This is a genomic window from Staphylococcus parequorum (assembly GCF_039237145.1).
Taxonomy (GTDB): domain Bacteria; phylum Bacillota; class Bacilli; order Staphylococcales; family Staphylococcaceae; genus Staphylococcus; species Staphylococcus equorum_A.
Map to the genome: position 1 here is coordinate 2,415,179 of NZ_CP150682.1, position 19,748 is coordinate 2,434,926.

Genomic DNA, 19,748 nt, shown 5'->3' on the forward strand with positions numbered 1-19,748 from the left:
CTCTATTAAAATTCATTATAAATAAAGTTGTTATGAGTATCGCCAGTACCATATATGAGATACAACGCTATAAAAATAGCAAAATAAAGCAGCGTTATGAGCCAGGGTTTTAACTTATGAAATAATGAATCTTGTTCTATTTTTTTACTCATTGTTCACCTCTTCTGTTTCAATTCAGACTATACTATAATCAAATTATGTAATAAATAAAATTTTATTAACCTAAGCAATTTACATTGCGTTAACATTTTACTAATATATTATACATTTTTTACCACCGCTTGACAATTGAATAAACAAATTTATATATAACAAAAATGTTATATTGAATGACGCATAAAAAGAGAGGAATTAATTTTTATTAAATATTGATATAACAAAATGAGCCTCATTAAAAATTAATGTTCTGTTATTTTATGTATTTAAACTTACGAATGTTCATCGTTTATTAAAAATGAGTATTTATTACCTCATTTTTATAATCAATTCAAATTTGAGCAAAAAAACTGCTAACAAAGTCAATGACTTTGTTAGCAGTTCTGAAAAACATGTAATTTAATTTTATGAAATCGGTGTTTTAGCATTTTTATGACTTAACACTAAGCGTATATTATCGACGCAAAGTTGAATCATACGATTTCTCGTTACTACAGATGCACTACCAATATGCGGTAAGATGACTGCATTTTTCATTGATAACAATGGATGCGTCATTTCAATCGGTTCTTGACGTAAGACATCCAAGCCACATGCAGCAATTTCTCCATCTTGTAAAGCATTGACAAGTGCTTCCTCATCAACAACTGCACCTCGTCCAATGTTAATGAATATTGCATCATTTTTCATCTTTTTAAATGCATCAGTATCAAATTTATTTCTTGTATCTTCAGTAAGTGGTGCTGTACAAATAATAAAATCACTATGCTCAAGCAATGTATCAAACGGCACGTACAAAGCGCCTAACGCTTCTTCAGCGTCTTTATGTCGTGATCTATTGTGATACATAATATTTGCATTGAATCCTTTCAAGCGTCTCGCAAAGGCTTTACCGATATCACCCATGCCGTAGATACCCACCTTAGCATTATATAAATCTTTACCTGCCAAAAGATATGGTCCCCAACTTTGCCATTCACCCTTTTGTACGTATTGTTCCGCTTCAACAATGCGTCTTGCCACGGTCAACATCAAAGTGAAGCCCAGTTCTGCTGTTGTCTCAGTTAACACGCCAGGCGTATTCGTAACAACTATCCCTTTACTTTGTACAAGTTGCACATCTATATTATCAAAACCAACTGCCATATTTGCAATCACTTTCAAATGAGGCGCTGCTTCTATAACTTCTTCGTCAATTTTTTCACTTAAAGTTATAAGACAAGCAGTTGCATCCTTTAAAGAGTCCAAAAATTTATCTCTTGGCATTGGTGTATAAGATTCGTTCCAAACTTCTACATCCGCAAGTGTTTCTAATTGTTCTATAAATGACTTAGGTATTTTTCTACTAACGACTATTTTATTCATACAATCACCCCTACATTTTGAGTTCTTTGATCACTTCATTCAAATCTTTAAACGTATAAGTCGGCGGTATTTCTTTTAGTACGATTTGTTCCTTAGTTGTGACGCCAGTTTGTACATGTATCGTATCAATGCCCACATTAATTCCTGAAAGAATATCCGTATCATATAAATCTCCAACCATAGCTACTTCTGAGCGCTCTAAATCTAAAATTTCTAATGCTTTTTTCATAATAATAGGTTCAGGTTTACCGATAAATGTCGGTTGAACACCTGTAGATACTGTTACAACACTTGTAATAGCTCCGTTACCTGGTAAAAAGCCTCGTTCTTTAGGTATCGATACATCTTGATTCGTTGATATAAATTTTGCACCATTGCGTACGCCTAATGTTGCAGTGGTTAATTTTTCATAAGTCACTGCTTCATCTAATCCAATTACTACGTAATCAACAAACTCATCGTCTTTCAATATTAATCCATGACTAGTGAGTGCTTTTTCAAGGCCGCTACCACCTAACATATAAACAGTAGCACCTGGTGATGCTTCTGAAATGTATTCAGCAGTTGCAAGTGCTGAAGTAACTACTTCATCAGCCTTTGCATCTATACCCATTGTATGTAATTTAGAAGCTACTTCTTCTGGTTCTTTCGTAGAATTGTTCGTTACATATAAGTGTGGAATTTGTTGTTGGTTTAGATATTCTATAAATTGCGTTGCACCATCAATCGTTTCATTACCTTTATACATCGTGCCATCTAAATCAATAAGATAAGCTTTGTAATTTTTCATTAATACTTACTCTCCTTTTTTACCAAAAGCTGTAACTGGCACATCTTCACTTTTTAAAAAATGTATGACTTCTTCAATAAATTGTTGATAATAAGGCACTGCCTCATCAAAAAGTGGTATAAGACTGGCCGTATCAAGTTCATCATAATAGTGGACAAACTGCTTTCTTACATCGACCGTTTCATTGATGTGAACTTGTGTGTCTTTAGAAATCACTTTTTCTAATTCTAAAATATCGATAACATCTTTATAGTTACCTGGGTCTCTTAATATAAAGCCATCAATTACCATATTTCCAATATCTACAGCTGACTCTATAAACATTTGTGCAATACGTTCAAACGCATAGTGATTATCTTTATTTTGAGGATAATCTGTAATTAATTGTTGTAAATAATTTAACTTTGTATTCAATTTTTCTTTATTAACAAAATACATCATCGTCACCCCTATCACTCTAATCATACCATACCTTTGCAGTCGAATTCATTTATCGTTATACTGTGAATTAAGACTTTTTAACCATAGAAAATATATTAACTACTGCATTATATTATAAGTCACACGCTACGAGGAGTGTAATAAAATGATTGATATGTATCTATATGACGACGACGAATCAGCTCAAGTCCAATTTGTCGGTTTTGTAGGCGAACATAGTCGTTACGATTTGATGTTAGTCCAAACCAATCGCCATTTTGGTAAAACTATCGTATTAAATATGCAAACAAATAAATTTGGGATTATCGGCACAGATGATTTAGAAGAAGAAGGTTACATCTCGTACATACTTGGTGTTAATGAAGATGAAGGAAATGAAATCACCGAATATTTAAATGAAGTCATTCAATAGTTATTAACTGTTGGAAAAGTTCATCGTTCTTTTTATATCACTTTTTCATACGAAAGGCCTGATGAAACAATGCGAGCAAGAACTACAGTTCCAATCCGTATTCCTGAACATGAACAATCAACATATTTTAATATAGCGAAAGGGGAGTGGGACAGAAATCTAATTTTTCTAATAAAATTTCGTCGTCCCACCCCGGCACAGCTGACTAGAATTGAAAAAAGCTTGATATAAGCGCATTTTCAATTCAGTCAGCCACTGCCAATATAAAAAAAGGAGGCTAAGACATGTAATATGTCCCAGCCTCCTTTTTAAATTGGGAGTTTTAGGTTCTGCTCCCGTTTTATTAATCAATATTTATTTTTCTGTATCTTGAATACTTGGCTTAATCTTTACATCTTGCAATTTATTTTCTTCAAAATCAGGATCAGCCTCTTCAGTTTCATCTACATGTGCTTTAAGTTCCTGTTCCGGAATACGTCTCAAGATAAAATATGGGCAACCAAAATTACAGTATTCTAATAAATAATCCTGTATTGTCGAAAAACGTTTGCTCAACTCTGCCTTTTTGTTTTTATCAGTATAAAAACCTTTTAATCTTAATTGTTCGTAACCAAAGTCACCTACGATATAATCATACTTATCTAATATGTCAGAATAACGATTTGCGAATGTTTCCTCGTCAAAACATTCTCTATACTCTTCTATGATTTCAAAGTAGTGTTCATTCACTTTTATCATTTCATTCACCTAATCTAAGTATACTATCCATGCATTCAATGAACACCAAACTGCTATAGTCAGTCTCATGTGATGTATATATACTTTATATTTCTAATAAAGACTTAGTCCATAAAGTGAAGCTAAAATAAGCACACTTAACAAATGAACTAAGTCTTTTTCGCTATTAAATCTTTGTATCAGTACCCAATTTTTCTTCACCAATACGATGTCTTTCTTTTGCTGCTGCATTCACTTGCTCATCTGCATGATATGAACTTCTTACAAGCGGTCCAGCTTGGCAATGTTTGAAACCTTTATCCATCGCAATTTTTCTTAATTTACCAAATTCTAATGGTGTATAGTATTTTTCAACTTTTAAATGTTTACGTGAAGGTTGCAAATATTGACCTATTGTTAAGATATCTACATCATTTGCTCGTAAGTCATCCATTGTTTCATAGATTTCTTCATGTGTTTCACCTAAACCTACCATTAAACTTGATTTAGTCGGAATATCGGGTTGCAACTCTTTTGAGCGTCTTAAGAACTCTAACGTACGATCATACGTTGCTCTTGCACGAACTGTCGGCGTTAATCGGCGGACTGTCTCGATATTGTGATTTAAAATATCTGGTTTTGAAGCCATTAATGTTTCTAATGCTTCAAAATCTCCACCCATATCTGATGGCAAGATTTCTATTGAAGTAAACGGATTACGTTCACGTACCTTACGTACCGTCTCAGCATAAACATTTGAACCAGCGTCTCTTAAATCATCGCGTGCTACTGCTGTTATAACAACATGTTTTAAGTTCATTAATTCAACAGATTCAGCCACGCGTTCTGGCTCATCTAAATCTAACTCGTTAGGTAATCCTGTCTTAACTGCACAGAAACGACAAGCACGTGTACATACTGCACCTAAAATCATAAATGTAGCAGTACGACGTTCTCCCCAACATTCATGTATATTGGGACACTTTGCCTCTTCACAAACTGTATGCAAATTCTTTTCGCGCATCATTTTCTTCAGTCCAGTGTAGTTCTCATTAGTGTTTAGCTTTATTTTCAGCCAATCTGGTTTACGTAAAATTTCTTCGTTTTTAGTAGCCATATCCGCACAATCCTCCTGAGTTTGAAATCTGTAATCATTATAACGAAATTTTCAATAAATTTAAACGTATATTGTTAGTTTTTAAAATTCTAGTAATTTTTCCTTGAAGATATCTCTTAAAAATTCAGGCATTAAGTAATCTATAGCCTCATCTTTTAACATTGGGAAATAACGGCCGAATGTATACATATCAACCGTTCCTAGAATGTAAGTCGCTTCATCATCAATTTCTTCGCCGTTAATAAAGTAACGTGATTCAGACTCAATAAAACCTAAATTATATAATATATATCCACCAAATATATTACCTCTAAAGCCTAATCCTTGTGCATGCTCATGAATATACTCTTGTTTTTGGCTTTTTATTATAACGTTTTTCAATTCTTGACCACTTAATTTAACTCGTACTGCATTAATTGGATGAGGTAGCATCTGATGAATATCATATTCAGTGACTTGATCAGCAATGACACCTTTAACGATTAATCCAGCATTGATAATCGTACAGTCAGCATTCGTAAATTCAAATATACTTTCAGCAAGCATATACGATGTTTGTGTAATAACATTTGTTCTGCGTGGTAGCTCTATTTGTCGATCGATAATAGGATCACTTAAAAGCGCCTTACCTTCCGCTTCAAAATTTGTCTCAACTTCAGGCAAAGTTTCTACTGGATATATCGTAGCTTCTTTTTTAACGACTTGTTTGTTTTCAATTTCAAGGGTAACTTCACCTAAAAAATTACCGTATTTGCCTGCAGCTGCCATTAATACACCATTATTCATTTCACCATTTTCAAAATAATGATGGGTATGACTACCTAAAATAAGGTCAATTTCAGGAATTTCTTGGCATAACTTTTCATCGAAGAAAACACCAACATGACTCATAATAATTAATAAATCATACTCGCCTTCATTTGCACTAATTTCATCTTTAATGGCTTCTAAAGGATTAGTTACTACCCAATCAAGTGCTCTATAAAAAGGCGTGAATGGTGCAGTAGCTGCAATAAATAAAATGCGTACACCATCTATCACTTTAATTAAAGATGGTGATAGATGATTCGGTAATTGTCCTTGTTCATCAAAAACATTTGCACAAGTCACTTCGAAGTTCGCATCATCATAAAGTGTATTTAAAGCTTCATGTGAAATTGTCATGCCTTCATTATTGCCAATCGTGGCAATATCACATTGTGCCTTATTTAACAATTCAACATTTTTTATACCCATCGTCGCCTCAGTAACTGGCGCAGATAAATCAACATGGTCGCCAATATCTAAATAGAGTGAGGGATGATTTAGTTTCGGTCTATCTTCGGCTAAATATTTTGAAATTCGTGCATATTCATGTAAATGACTATGTATATCATTTGTATGATAAATCGTTAGTTTCATCTATATTTCCCCTCCTCTTACTTTATAGGAATGATTTTATTATTAAGTATATACCCATAATTAACATAAATGTACGTAATAAAAAGACTACTGTATCTGATTTTATGGATTGATTCACTTTCACGCCTAGTTTAGCGCCAAAATAACTTGCAATAATTAGAACAATAGCATACGACCATGCTACATGGCCTTGTACAATGTGTCCTGCTGAACTCATTATACTTGTGAAAAATATCATCATCATACTTGTACCGACTGCCACATGGGGCGGGAACCTAAATACAATAAGCATTAATGGTGTCATTAATGCACCGCCACCAATGCCGAATAATCCAGTTAAAGTACCAATAAATAGCGTCGCAATAAATGCTACTAGCGGCGGTACACTATAATGATATTTTTTACCATTACCATCGACATAACTGCGCTCATATTTGGGTTTATCAAATATTTTAAATGGCTTAATCTTATTTCTTATAATAAGTAAGATGGCTACAATGATTAAGAATATACCGAAATATAAATTAAAGGATTCTAACGTTAAATAGCGACTTAGTAGTGCTCCAATTAAAGAACCAGGCAATAAGCCAAATAAAAATATTGATCCGTTCTTCACATCTACTTGCTTTGTTTTTAAATAACCTAACGTTGAAGTTAAACCCGTAACTATTAAAATAACGGAAGATGTTCCTATAGCGATTTGAGGCGTAATACCTTCTAATAGGTTATTCTCTACCCCAAGATATATTAATGTTGGCACGATAATGATACCGCCACCGATACCCACAATAGAGCCTAAAACTGCTGATAACCCTCCAATTAAAATCAATAATATAATTGTAAACATGTAATCTCTCCTAGAATAATTTTAATTGTTGCGGCGCTAACCCTTGATAATCTATGCCTAATATTTTTTGATAAGTTTTTGCATTTTGAGCAGCATGGCCACCAGAATTATTATTAAAAACAACATAAATGTTTTTAGCTTTGTGTTCTAATACTTTCACTTTATTTACTAAATCTTTTAATTCTTGTTCATTATAATCATATAGATACCTTACATCTCTCCACGCTTCATCGGTCATGTCTTTTTTAGTCCAGCCGTGAACATTTCTCCCATGATACCTAACAAATGCAGTTTCATGCGTAATGCGATTAACTAACGGAATCGAACCTTGACCTGCTTGCGGTTCATCACATACAGAATGAATTATTTGTTGCTGCGTTAAAAAAGCTAATGTTTCTTCTTTATACGCGTCATTAAACCATGATCGATTACGAAATTCTACACACATAGGAAATGCTTTGAGTTGCTCACGAATATAACGTATATATGTAATATTTTGAACTGTACAATCAAACCATGGTGGAAATTGCACTAATACCATAGCAAGTTTATTTTCGTCTTTTAATGGTTGTAACATCGCTTTAAATTGATCAAATAATGTTTGTCTGGTTTCTGCATAATCATGATAATCAGCATGTAAAGTTAATGCTTGATGTATCTTTACGACAAATTCAAAACGTTCAGGTGTTTCTCTTATCCATTTTCGTATATTTCTTTCAGGTTGAATTGCATAATAAGTAGCATCTAATTCTACTGTCGGGAAATGACTTGCATAGGTCACTAGTTTATCTGTCTTTCGTTGCAAGTCTTCATATAATGAATCATGATCGCCCCAACCTGTTAATCCAATATTTATCATAGTATCACCAATGTAATGATACCATATATGTTTTATTGGATTCACTTGATTAAATTTAATTTACTATAACTTTAAAAAGTAAGAGATTGCTATATAATACAGAGTTCACTTAGCCTATTTTACTCATTCCTATATTATAGAAAAACGATTGCTCATAATGTAAGGATACGAGCAATCGTATAGCGTGAGGCATCTATATTATTGATATAACAATTTAACTATTCAATAGTGCTTTTGATTCATTAATTATACGTTGAATTAACAACGTAGCGGAAACATTTTGAGCAAGTCGTGGACTTTGACCGCTCCATAAGTGTGTCCACTGTGCGTCGCCTTTTTGAGCTGCTTCTTTACGAATCGCACTCGTTAACTGGTTTTGAATTGGATAATCTGGTATATCATCGTCATATTCATCCATTTTATGGATAAAATCATTATCAATACCTCGAGCGAACTTTCCAGTGAATACATTAGTCACAACAGTATCTGTTTCTTTACTTTGTTGTATCATATTTTTATATAGTGATGATGCGCCACTTTCTTCAGTAGTTAAAAATGCAGTTCCCATTTGAACTGCTTCTGCACCTAAAACGATACTTGCAACAAGTCCACGACCATCCATAATACCGCCAGATGCAATAATTGGTATATCAATTGCATCAGCAATCTGAGGGACAAGTGACATCGTTCCAATTAATGGCGTCTGATTACTTCCAGTCACAGTAAACGAACCTCGATGACCCCCTGCTTCACTACCTTGTGCAATAATAGCATCTACCCCTGCACTTTCATTAGCAATCGCTTCATCTACAGAAGTTGCAGTACCCATAATGGTTATATCTCTTTCTTTTAATTTTGCAATCGTTGTTTGATCAGGTATACCGAAAGTAAAAGTAACCACCGGCACGCCTTTTTCAATAACAATATCAATCGCGTGATTAAATTGATGTGTTTCATCCATATTCAATACTGGCTCTTCAAGGTTAAACGCACGCCGATACGGTTTTAACCAAGCATTCATATGCTCTACCTTATCTGGAATATATAATTTCTGACTAGGTACAAACAAATTAACTGCATACGGTAAATCAGTCAGTTGTTGTACATAGGTAATTTCTTTTTCAAGTCTTTCAGGTGTGAAATAACCTGCACCGATACTTCCCAATCCTCCACTATTACTCACAGTTGCTACTAATTCAGGCGTTGTGTTACCTGCCATGCCTGCTTGCAAAATAGGAAATCTAATACCTAAAATCTCAGTAATTCTAGATGATAATTTCATTTAGCACGCCCCTTTTCAACACTTATGTTTAACTGCAAAATGAGTATGAAAGTATTGTAAAATGTTATTTCTTGTTGTATGCTTTCATTTGTTCTTCGATTTTTTCATTTTCTTCTTCATCCATTTCATCTTCGATTTCCATACCTAACATTTCTTCAATAAGATCTTCATAGGATACAATTCCATCTGTGCCACCGTATTCATCTAATACAATCGCCAAATGTTTACGCGATACAGTCATTTTTCTTAACACCCACTCAGCCCTATTATGCTCATTTACAAATAAAGCTTCAGAAGTATATTGTGACATATTGTTATCAGTCTCACGGCTCCATGCTAATAAATATTTCGAATGGAAAACACCTATAACATTATCTATATCTTCATCATACACAGGATAACGGGTATATGGGTTTGAAACAACTGTATCATATGCCTCTTTATAGGATACATCTGATGAAAATGCTGTGACATTTATTCGAGGTGTTGTATCAATATCTTTAATTTTTAATTTTTCAAAATCCATAACTCCTTGTATACGGTTACGTTCCATTTCATTAAAGGCACCTTCACTACCGGCAATCGAAACCATCTGTCTGATTTCCTCTTTTGAAAATCGTTGCTGGTCTTCGTTGCCTTTGGAAAGAAACTTATTTATTGCGTCAGTCATACCATTTAAAACTAACGTTATTGGTTTAAATATCATAATAAAGAATGAAATCGGTGTATAAACTAAACGTGAGATCCTATCAGGGTACGTTGCGGCAATCGATTTGGGGATGACTTCAGATATTACAATAATTGTTACTGTTGTCACTACTGTTGCAATACTAACACTTATGCCTAAATCTACAGCTAAAATCGTTATTAATGTAGGTAAAACAATATTTGCTATATTATTACCAATAAGAATGGTGGTAATAAATTGACTTGGTTTGGTTAATAATTTCGATATCTTTCCGGACTTTTTATCGCCCTGTTGTGCTTCCGTTTGCATCTTCATCTTATTCGCAGCTGTTAATGCGGTTTCGCTGCCTGAAAAGAAAAATGAAGCAAACAAAAGTATGATTATCGCTATAATCATATATGCATTACTCCTTTAGTAAAATTTATAATAAAAAAATTTATAAGTTGTACTTTAATTCCCTTCTTTCATAATTTATAAACGTTACAAAAGGATTAGTATTTTGAATCATCTAATTGTGAAGCATTAACTAAATTAAATTTTAAATAAGTTAATTAGCAAATATCATCCTTTAGTACTATTTCTTTTCATTTATATATTATGAATTTTATAGCTATGCTAGAATTAAACTAAGCGTGACACTTAGGTACGCTAAATTTGGGAAACTCTTCACAAACTCACTTTTATTAGTGAGTTTTTTAAGCTAACTCTACAAGGAATGTTTTATTTATGGGAAATTTAATGATGTATACGGCTTTTGCCTTTTTCTGTATATTATTCTTAATAATAATTTTCAGTATCCTATTTGATATTAGCAAACTCGGAAAATGGATTATTATTTGTACAGTAATGATACTGCTCTTATCAATTATCGTTTTGTACAGAACAGGTGCAGACCTGAGAAGAGAAAATATCAGTACACTCCAATACGGCACTATCTATACATAAAAACAAGTGCCCGACCAATTCATATGGCTGGGCACTTGTTTTCTTATCCTTCTTAAAATTCATCAAACCATCACTCTATGAACGGTGAAATATTTGAAATATACCTTAACTTTATTCTATTTTCCAAGAAAATATTTCACGAATAGTATGATCGATGTATACCTATGCTATAAACTTCCCTTGTATTTATTGAAATTTTGATAGCCCATAAAGTTGTTTCTTCATTAAAGGGGTGTTTTTTTATTAAGTACTATATGACATTAGTTTCTGCCTTTGCTACATTAGTCGCCTATTTCATACCTATATTATCTTTTAACAAAGTATTTAATGGCAACTTATATTTTTATAGCGGCTTTTTTATCATCATAATATTAATTATGATTAATATTATTTCAGCTATTAATGGTGATCGCGTTGTAAATAGCATACTGTGTTTATTAACATTGGTAGCACTACTTATTTTCATTTTTCCAATATGGAAAGTTTTAATTTTCTAAAATCATGCATAAAAAAGCACGAGATGATACGCATGCTTCGATAACATTTAAAGAATAAATGGTATTGAATTTGTATCTCTCGTGCTTTTATTTTATAAGAAATTGTTGAATCAGTAGCTATGATTAGCCAATTGATCCTTCCATTTCGAATTTGATTAAACGGTTCATTTCAACAGCATATTCCATTGGAAGTTCTTTTGTAAATGGTTCAATGAAGCCCATTACAATCATTTCAGTCGCTTCTTCTTCTGAAATACCACGACTCATTAAATAGAATAATTGTTCTTCTGAAACTTTAGATACTTTTGCTTCATGTTCTAACGAAATATTGTCATTAAATACTTCATTATATGGGATAGTATCTGAAGTAGATTCGTTATCTAAAATTAACGTATCACATTCAATGTTTGAACGTGCGCCTTTTGCTTTACGGCCAAAGTGCACGATACCACGATAAACAACTTTACCGCCATCTTTAGAAATAGATTTAGAAACAATTGTAGAAGATGTGTTTGGCGCTTTATGAATCATTTTCGCCCCAGCATCTTGTACTTGTCCTTTACCAGCAAATGCGATAGATAACGTACTACCTTTAGCACCTTCGCCTAAAAGTACACAGTTTGGATATTTCATAGTTAACTTAGAACCTAAGTTACCATCAACCCATTCCATATTACCATTCTCATATACTAAAGTACGTTTTGTAACTAAGTTATATACGTTGTTCGCCCAGTTTTGAATCGTTGTATAACGCACATGTGCGTCTTTGTGTACAATGATTTCAACAACAGCTGAGTGTAACGAGCTTGTTGAGTATACTGGTGCCGTACAACCTTCTACATAGTTCACAGATGCGCCTTCATCAGCAATGATTAAAGTACGCTCAAATTGACCCATGTTTTCAGAGTTAATACGGAAATAAGCTTGTAAAGGTGTATCTAGTTTAATGTTTTTTGGAACATAAATAAATGATCCACCTGACCAAACAGCTGAGTTTAACGCTGAGAATTTATTATCTGCAGCAGGTACTACTGTTGAGAAATACTGTCTGAATAAATCTTCGTTTTCTCTTAAAGCACTGTCTGTATCTTTAAAGATGATACCTTGGTCTTCAAGTTCTTTCTCCATGTTATGGTAAACAACTTCTGATTCATATTGTGCTGAAACACCAGCAAGATATTTTTGCTCAGCTTCAGGAATACCTAATTTATCAAACGTACGTTTAATTTCTTCAGGCACTTCATCCCATGAGCGTTCTGTATTTTCTGATGGTTTAACATAATAAGTGATATCATCAAAGTTTAATTCTGATAAATCCCCACCCCACTGTGGCATAGGCATTTTGTAGAATTGTTTCAATGATTTTAATCTATAATTAAGCATCCATTCAGGTTCACTTTTCATATTCGAAATTTCGCGGACAATATTTTCTGTCAAACCGCGTTCTGATCTAAAAATGGAAACATCTTCGTCGTGGAAACCATATTGATAATTCCCAACATCAGGTGCTTTTTTAGCCATTTAAATCACTCCTTTTATATATTAAAAACGACTTACGTGCAAGTTCATTTATTGTATTATTCTCTTTAACTGTCTGCTATAAGAATAATGATTTCATCTATATACATTCATGAAATTTCATGTTGTTCATACTAGTTTGAATGGGATTTTACACAATGTCAATGCTTCGACTCGAATTAGTCTTCTGCATTGCCTTCCTTTTCAACTGTACCCTTTTCTAAGGCTTTCCAAGCTAACGTGGCACATTTAATTCTTGCAGGAAATTGTGAAACACCTTGCAGCGCTTCAATATCCCCCATGTCTTCACTGATTTCATACTCTTCGCCAAGCATCATTTTCGAGAATTCTTGACTCATTTTCATGGCATCAGCTAAAGAATTGCCTTTAACCGCTTCGGTCATCATTGAGGCGCTAGACATTGAAATAGAACAGCCTTCTCCATCAAATTTAGCATCTTTGATAAAACCATCTTCTATATCAAACGTAAGATGAATACGATCCCCACACGTTGGATTGTTCATGTCTACTGTCATAGAGCCATTATCTAAAGTACCTTTATTTCTAGGGCTTTTGTAATGATCCATAATTACTGAACGATACAACTGATTTAAATTATTAAAATTCATATGAGAAAAACTCCTTCGTTTGTTTCAAGGCTTCAACTAATTGGTCAATATCTTCTGTCGTGTTATAAATATAAAAACTTGCACGGGCTGTAGAAGATTGTTTTAACCATTTCATTAGTGGTTGAGCACAGTGATGCCCCGCGCGAACAGCTACACCTTCAGTATCAACTGCAGTTGCAACGTCATGCGCATGAACATCAGTCATATTGAAAGTAATGATACCAGCACGACGATCTTTTGCCGGACCATATATCTCGATACCTTCTATCTCTGACATTTTGTCATAAGCATACTGTGTTAATGTCGCTTCATGTTGATGAATTGCTTCGAATCCTAAATTTTGTAAATATTTTATAGCCTCTGCAAAGCCAATCGCTTGTGCAATAAGTGGTGTACCTGCTTCGAATTTTGTTGGCAAATCTGCCCATGATGCTTCATATTTATCAACAAAGTCTATCATATCTCCACCAAATTCAACTGGCTCCATGTTATTTAGCAATGTACGTTTACCATATAACACACCAATACCCGTTGGACCAAGCATTTTGTGACCACTAAAACTATAAAAATCAGCACCTAAGTCTTGCATATCTATATCCATATGAGGGGCAGCTTGCGCACCATCCACACTGATAATTGCACCATGTTCATGCGCAATTTCGGTAATAGCTTTGATATCATTTATAGTGCCCAATACGTTAGAAACATGAGCAATCGCAACTATTTTAGTTTTTTCATTAATAGTCGCTTTAACGTCCTCAATCGCTAATTCTCCATCTTCAGTTAAGGGAATAAATTTCAATTCTGCTTTTTTACGCTTCGCTAATTGCTGCCAAGGTACAATGTTGGCATGATGTTCCATTTCAGTAACAACAATTTCATCACCTTCAGAAACATTCGCATCGCCATAGCTATGTGCAACAATATTAATCGCTGCTGTCGTGCCACGTGTGAAGATAATTTCTTCAAAATATTTCGCATTTATAAAACGTCTTACCGTTTCACGTGCATTTTCATAGCCATCTGTTGCTAATGAACCGAGTGTATGAACACCACGATGTACATTAGAGTTATATCGTTTGTAGTAATCATCAATCGCATCAATCACTTGGATAGGCGTTTGACTTGTTGCTGTAGAGTCTAGATAAGCTAGTCTATTACCATGTACTTGCTGCTCAAGAATTGGAAAATCTTTTACAATTTCACTAACATTTAATGATTCGGTCAATTTATCCACAGACCTTTCTTAATTAAAAATCTATAATCAGACCTTAGTAAAGTTAGGAAGACTCGTTTAATTCAAATTTAAAACGTACTTAATAAGAATCATTCGCTTTCCTAACACTTGAATTACTACTGTCCTTAACGTAATTAATTTCGTTAATTATTTATTAATTTTAAGTTCAATTACTTCACGTAATTTGCGTTTTACATCTTCAATCGGTAGTTCACGAACTACTGGATCTAAGAAACCGTGAATAACTAAACGTTCAGCTTCTCGACGTGAAATACCACGACTCATCAAGTAGTAAAGTTGTTCTGGATCTACACGGCCTACTGATGCTGCATGTCCTGCTTCTACGTCATCTTCATCTATTAATAGAATTGGGTTCGCATCCCCACGTGCATTTTCAGAAAGCATAAGTACACGTGATTCTTGTTGCGCGTTTGATTTAGTACCGCCATGTTTAATGTAACCAATACCATTAAATATTGTTGAAGCACTTTCTAACATAACGCCATGTTTTAAAATATATCCATTTGTTTCTTTACCGTATTGTACGATTTTAGACGTTAAATTGATTTTTTGACTACCCGTACCAACGACAACAGATTTTAATTCACTTTCTGAGCGATCACCAATTAAATTAGTAGTATTATCGATAATTTGACTACCTTCATTCATTAGTCCTAATGCCCAGTTAATTGTTGCGTCTGTTTCTGTCATACCACGACGAATAATGTGACCAGTAAAGCCTTTGTCTAAATAATCTACTGAACCATAAGTGATTTTCGAGTTTGCACCAGCACTTACTTCTGAAACGATGTTAAGTTGGTTACCTTCACCGCTTGCATTTGACAAGTAGTTTTCAACATACGTTACTTCTGCACTTTCTTCAGTAGTAATGATAACGTGATTATAGAAACTTGCATTAGCATCGTCATGTAAAACAACGTATTGAATTGGATGTTCAACCACTACGTTTTTAGGTACATATACAAACATACCACCATTAACAAGCGCTGTGTGTAATGCTGTTAATCTATGTTCATCAACAGTTACTGTGTCATTCATAAAATATTTTTTCACTAAATCAGGATGATTCTTCAACGCGTCTGATAATCCTTCAATGATTACGCCATCGTTTTTTGCAGAATCAGAAACCTTTGTAAAAGCAAGTGTATTATTATGTTGTATTACTAAGTTCTCAGTGTTTTCTACATCAATAATTTCTTTTACTTCTGCAGGTAGGTCTTCTATTGATTCATAAACATTACCTACTGTTTCATGTTGTTTAAATGAATCAAAATCCCATTTGTTAATTTTTGTTTTATCTGGTTTTGGCATTTCTAAAGTTTCAGTTAATTTCAACGCTTCTCTACGTAATTCAGTTAACCAAGAAGGTTCATTATGGGCTTGTGAATATTCAACAAGTTGAGCTTCAGAAATGTTCAAAGTTTCAGTCGTCATACTATTTTTTCCTCCCATTTGATGATTGTATGATTTAATTCATTGGTATAAATCAAAACCTTAAATCTTCATCTAAATTAATGTTTTCATATGATTTGAGACTTATTATTGAGCGTTGAACTCTTCTTTAACCCATTCATAGCCTTCTTCTTCTAAACGTTTTGCTAATTCCGGTCCACCTGAAGTAACTACTTTGCCCGCATACATAACATGTACATGGTCTGGAGTAATGTAGTTTAATAGACGTTGATAATGAGTGATAATTAATGCACCGAATTCTTCGCCACGCATTAAGTTGATACCTTTAGATACTACTTTTAGAGCATCGATATCTAAACCAGAGTCAATTTCATCTAAAATTGCGAATTTTGGTTCTAACATCATTAATTGAAGAATTTCATTACGTTTTTTCTCGCCGCCAGAGAATCCTTCATTTAAATAACGTTGTGCCATATCTTGATCGATATCTAAACGATCCATTTCTTTATCTAATTTTTTGATGAATTGCATCAAATTAATTTCATTACCTTCTCCACGTTTAACATTAATTGCTGAACGTAGAAAATCTGCAGTTGTTACACCAGTGATTTCTGATGGATATTGCATTGCTAAGAAAAGGCCTGCTTTTGCACGTTCGTCAACTTCTAGTTCTAATATGTTAACGCCGTCTAATAAAACTTCACCTTTCGTTACTTCGTAGCTAGGGTGTCCCATGATTGCTGATGATAATGTTGATTTACCAGTACCATTTGGTCCCATTACAACGTGTATTTCGTCTGTGTTAATTGTTAAGTTAACACCTTTAAGAATTTCTTTATCTTCAATAGACACATGTAGGTCCTTAATTTCTAATGTTGATGGCATACATATTCCCTCCGTATTATATGATATGTTTTTCTTATCTAGTTTATAATAATTTTAATCTACAGTCAAAAGACTGAGCCTTTGTTACATCTTCTAATTATAACGTAGTTATATTTGAATATAAACCTTTTCAGGAGCTAAATTAAAATCGTTATTAAAACACAATCATTTTCGATAGGGATTCTTAGGTTTTCGTAACTGATAATAATATCATCGTTGTTCTCAATGCCTATAATCTTTTTAAAAAAGAGTCAGTGTTCATTTATATGTGATAAACAATATTTTTTTTACATTGATTTTAATATTCTCATGCTCACTTTTATGCTATTATCATTTATATATTTTCAATCCAAAGGAGACTATCATGTCAAAAATAAAATGGTCAAATATTAGTAAAGGGTTTGCTATGGGAACAACTGATTTAGTTCCAGGAGTGAGCGGAGGCACTATTGCCCTCTTACTTGGTATTTATGACGACTTTATTCGTTCTATCAGCGGTCTTTTTTCTAAACGCTTTTGGGAAAGTTTAAAATTTTTAATACCAATTGGTTTAGGAATGGTCCTAGCTATAGGCTTATTAAGCAAAGTTATCAATTACTTACTGAGTGAACACACAGTACCCACGATGTTCTTTTTTGTTGGTTTAATTGCAGGCATCATCCCATATTTATTAAATACTTCTCGCTTTAAACAAACTTTTAATATTAAACACTATTCACTTCTTGTGTTGGGCATCATTATAATTGTTGTCATTACTTTATTAAATAACGGCGACAAGCATGCAGGCGAAACACTAGAGCTTTCAACTGGTCTTTTCATTAAGTATTTTATTGCTGGTGCGTGTGCCTCTAGTGCTATGTTGCTTCCAGGTATATCAGGTTCATTTATGTTATTGGTGTTTGGAGTTTACGGTACAGTAATGTATGCACTCTCAGAATTTATTTCGCTAAACTTTAATGCCATTCCTGTATTAATTTCAGTTGGTTTAGGTGTTATTGCCGGTTTCTTATTTTCCAGTAAAATTATCCAACACTTACTGACTTACCATACTTACTTAACCTACGCATTAATTATTGGTTTCGTAGTAGGTTCACTATACGCGGTATTTCCTGGCCTCCCACATTCTATTTTAATATGGATTATTTCAATCATAACGTTGGTTTGTGGTTTTATTATTAGTTATAAATTAGGGCGCACTACAAAAGATTAAAATCAAATATATAAATTTTAAATGCCATCGATAATGCTCGATGGCATTTTTAAAGTCCGTTTTCCACAAATTTTCCGGCGGCACAAAAAATAAATTTAGTTTTTTTAAAATATGTAAATCTTGACAGTGGATAACTACACTCATTTTTTATATAATAAGCTTTCAATCTTTTTTAGATTGAATCAGAAAATATTGGAGGAATTAATTAATATTTGGGAACCCTTATTAGTTTAATCACGTTTATTATTTTATTAATACTTACTGCATTCTTTGTCGCTTCTGAGTTCGCAATAGTCAAAGTTCGAACATCGAGAATCCACTCGCTTGCAACAGGTAATAATAAAAATGCACTTTCAGCACAAAAGGTAGTAACACACTTAGATGAATACTTGGCTGCCTGTCAATTAGGTATAACAATTACCGCTCTAGGCATCGGTATGGTCGGCGAATCGACTTTTGAGTTTATGTTACACCCGCTTTTCAGTAGTTTAGGTTTATCAGATTCGATGATACATGTCTTCACTTTAATTGGCGCTTTCGTAATTGCAACCTATTTACACGTTGTAGTCGGCGAAATGGCACCTAAGACAGTTGCGATTCAAAAAGCCGAACAAATTACATTAATCATAGCTAAGCCAATGATCATGTTTTACAAATTATTTTATCCATTTATATATATACTTAATGGTTCAGCGCGATTAATTTTAAAGATGTTTGGTATGCAACCTGCTAAAGAAAGTGAACTCTACCATTCCGAAGAAGAATTAAAATTATTGATTAAAGAAAGTCATGAAGGCGGAGAAATCTCTGAAAATGAATTAACGCATATCAATCGTGCATTTGCTTTTGATGAAATGACGATTAAAGATGGTTATATTGCTCTCGATAAAGTTTCAGTTATTGATATTAAAAGTGATGTAGATGAAACAAAAGCTTATATAAATAATGCGAATTACACAAGATTCCCTGTATTTAGAGATAAGCCAACTCAAATTGTTGGTTATCTACATGCTAAGGACTTTTTAAATGATGATTTAACGACCCTTGAAGATATTACAAATGATATTCTAAAAGTAAGTCTTAATACTAAATATCATCATGTACTAGAGCTGATGAAATCACATCAAATCCACATCGCACTTGTCGAAGATGAAAATCGTAATCCTATTGGTATGATTACCATGGAAAATATTTTAGAAAATATAGTTGGCGACATTAAAGATGAGCATGATTTAGTCTAAATATGTACTTTAATTAAAACAGTATTTCAAACGTAGACAAACCACCGACGAAGTTAAGCAACTTTGTCGGTGGTTTT

19 protein-coding genes are annotated in these 19,748 nt (G+C 33.5%); 3 read left to right on the plus strand and 16 right to left on the minus strand.

Annotated elements, in window-relative coordinates:
* Positions 1-5 precede the first annotated feature (5 nt).
* The 4 genes from AAA453_RS11830 to AAA453_RS11845 form a co-directional block, all read right to left on the minus strand.
* Positions 6-152: a teichoic acid D-Ala incorporation-associated protein DltX gene (locus AAA453_RS11830; RefSeq protein WP_069833026.1), complete on the minus strand. Its 147-nt coding sequence runs from the start codon at positions 150-152 to the stop codon at positions 6-8.
* Positions 153-561: 409 nt separating this feature from the next.
* A complete protein-coding gene (locus AAA453_RS11835) occupies positions 562-1,521 on the minus strand; it encodes a 2-hydroxyacid dehydrogenase (protein WP_069833025.1) in 960 nt (319 codons plus the stop codon).
* 10 nt (positions 1,522-1,531) lie between these two features.
* Positions 1,532-2,311 (minus strand): TIGR01457 family HAD-type hydrolase, encoded by a 780-nt coding sequence (locus AAA453_RS11840; protein WP_069833024.1) that lies wholly within the window; start codon positions 2,309-2,311, stop codon positions 1,532-1,534.
* A gap of 6 nt (positions 2,312-2,317) precedes the next feature.
* A complete protein-coding gene (locus AAA453_RS11845) occupies positions 2,318-2,749 on the minus strand; it encodes a DUF86 domain-containing protein (protein WP_069833023.1) in 432 nt (143 codons plus the stop codon).
* Between the two features lie 148 nt (positions 2,750-2,897).
* Between AAA453_RS11845 and AAA453_RS11850 the strand changes: the two genes are divergently transcribed.
* The gene (locus tag AAA453_RS11850) at positions 2,898-3,164 is read left to right on the plus strand and encodes a DUF3055 domain-containing protein (RefSeq protein WP_002508165.1); all 267 of its coding nucleotides are present in this window, start codon (positions 2,898-2,900) and stop codon (positions 3,162-3,164) included.
* Positions 3,165-3,518: 354 nt separating this feature from the next.
* Here AAA453_RS11850 and AAA453_RS11855 read toward each other — a convergent pair whose 3' ends face one another.
* From AAA453_RS11855 to sufC, 12 genes are all read right to left on the minus strand, one after another.
* The gene (locus AAA453_RS11855) at positions 3,519-3,902 is read right to left on the minus strand and encodes a YutD family protein (protein ID WP_069833022.1); all 384 of its coding nucleotides are present in this window, start codon (positions 3,900-3,902) and stop codon (positions 3,519-3,521) included.
* 166 nt (positions 3,903-4,068) lie between these two features.
* Positions 4,069-4,998 (minus strand): lipoyl synthase, encoded by a 930-nt coding sequence (lipA, locus tag AAA453_RS11860; RefSeq protein ID WP_069833021.1) that lies wholly within the window; start codon positions 4,996-4,998, stop codon positions 4,069-4,071.
* 81 nt (positions 4,999-5,079) lie between these two features.
* A complete protein-coding gene (locus AAA453_RS11865; protein ID WP_427705141.1) occupies positions 5,080-6,399 on the minus strand; it encodes a bifunctional metallophosphatase/5'-nucleotidase in 1,320 nt (439 codons plus the stop codon).
* Positions 6,400-6,421: 22 nt separating this feature from the next.
* Complete coding sequence (locus tag AAA453_RS11870; RefSeq protein WP_069833019.1) at positions 6,422-7,246, minus strand: sulfite exporter TauE/SafE family protein; 825 nt, start codon at positions 7,244-7,246, stop codon at positions 6,422-6,424.
* A 10-nt stretch (positions 7,247-7,256) separates the two neighbouring features.
* A complete protein-coding gene (locus AAA453_RS11875; protein WP_427705144.1) occupies positions 7,257-8,105 on the minus strand; it encodes a DUF72 domain-containing protein in 849 nt (282 codons plus the stop codon).
* Positions 8,106-8,319: 214 nt separating this feature from the next.
* Positions 8,320-9,387, minus strand: coding sequence for an NAD(P)H-dependent flavin oxidoreductase (locus AAA453_RS11880; protein ID WP_427705147.1), 1,068 nt, complete (start codon positions 9,385-9,387; stop codon positions 8,320-8,322).
* A gap of 64 nt (positions 9,388-9,451) precedes the next feature.
* On the minus strand, positions 9,452-10,471 hold the full coding sequence (locus AAA453_RS11885) for a hemolysin family protein (RefSeq protein WP_427705150.1): 1,020 nt from the start codon (positions 10,469-10,471) through the stop codon (positions 9,452-9,454).
* 1,169 nt (positions 10,472-11,640) lie between these two features.
* A complete protein-coding gene (gene sufB / locus AAA453_RS11890) occupies positions 11,641-13,038 on the minus strand; it encodes a Fe-S cluster assembly protein SufB (protein ID WP_069817972.1) in 1,398 nt (465 codons plus the stop codon).
* A gap of 176 nt (positions 13,039-13,214) precedes the next feature.
* Positions 13,215-13,664, minus strand: a complete 450-nt coding sequence (gene sufU, locus AAA453_RS11895) for a Fe-S cluster assembly sulfur transfer protein SufU (RefSeq protein ID WP_069817971.1) — start codon at positions 13,662-13,664, stop codon at positions 13,215-13,217.
* Entirely contained in the window at positions 13,654-14,892 is a 1,239-nt protein-coding gene (locus tag AAA453_RS11900; protein WP_069818051.1) for a cysteine desulfurase, read from the minus strand. The genes sufU and AAA453_RS11900 overlap by 11 nt, the downstream gene beginning before the upstream one ends.
* A 156-nt stretch (positions 14,893-15,048) precedes the next feature.
* Positions 15,049-16,356 carry a Fe-S cluster assembly protein SufD gene (gene sufD / locus AAA453_RS11905; RefSeq protein ID WP_069833012.1) on the minus strand — a complete coding sequence of 436 codons (1,308 nt, stop codon included), beginning with the start codon at positions 16,354-16,356 and terminating at the stop codon, positions 15,049-15,051.
* A gap of 105 nt (positions 16,357-16,461) precedes the next feature.
* Positions 16,462-17,220, minus strand: coding sequence for a Fe-S cluster assembly ATPase SufC (gene sufC / locus AAA453_RS11910; protein ID WP_069817969.1), 759 nt, complete (start codon positions 17,218-17,220; stop codon positions 16,462-16,464).
* A gap of 364 nt (positions 17,221-17,584) precedes the next feature.
* On the opposite strand from sufC, the gene AAA453_RS11915 reads away from it, so the two are divergent.
* Positions 17,585-18,430: a DUF368 domain-containing protein gene (locus tag AAA453_RS11915; protein WP_069817968.1), complete on the plus strand. Its 846-nt coding sequence runs from the start codon at positions 17,585-17,587 to the stop codon at positions 18,428-18,430.
* 212 nt (positions 18,431-18,642) lie between these two features.
* Positions 18,643-19,671, plus strand: a complete 1,029-nt coding sequence (locus tag AAA453_RS11920; protein WP_427705152.1) for a hemolysin family protein — start codon at positions 18,643-18,645, stop codon at positions 19,669-19,671.
* Positions 19,672-19,748 lie beyond the last annotated feature (77 nt).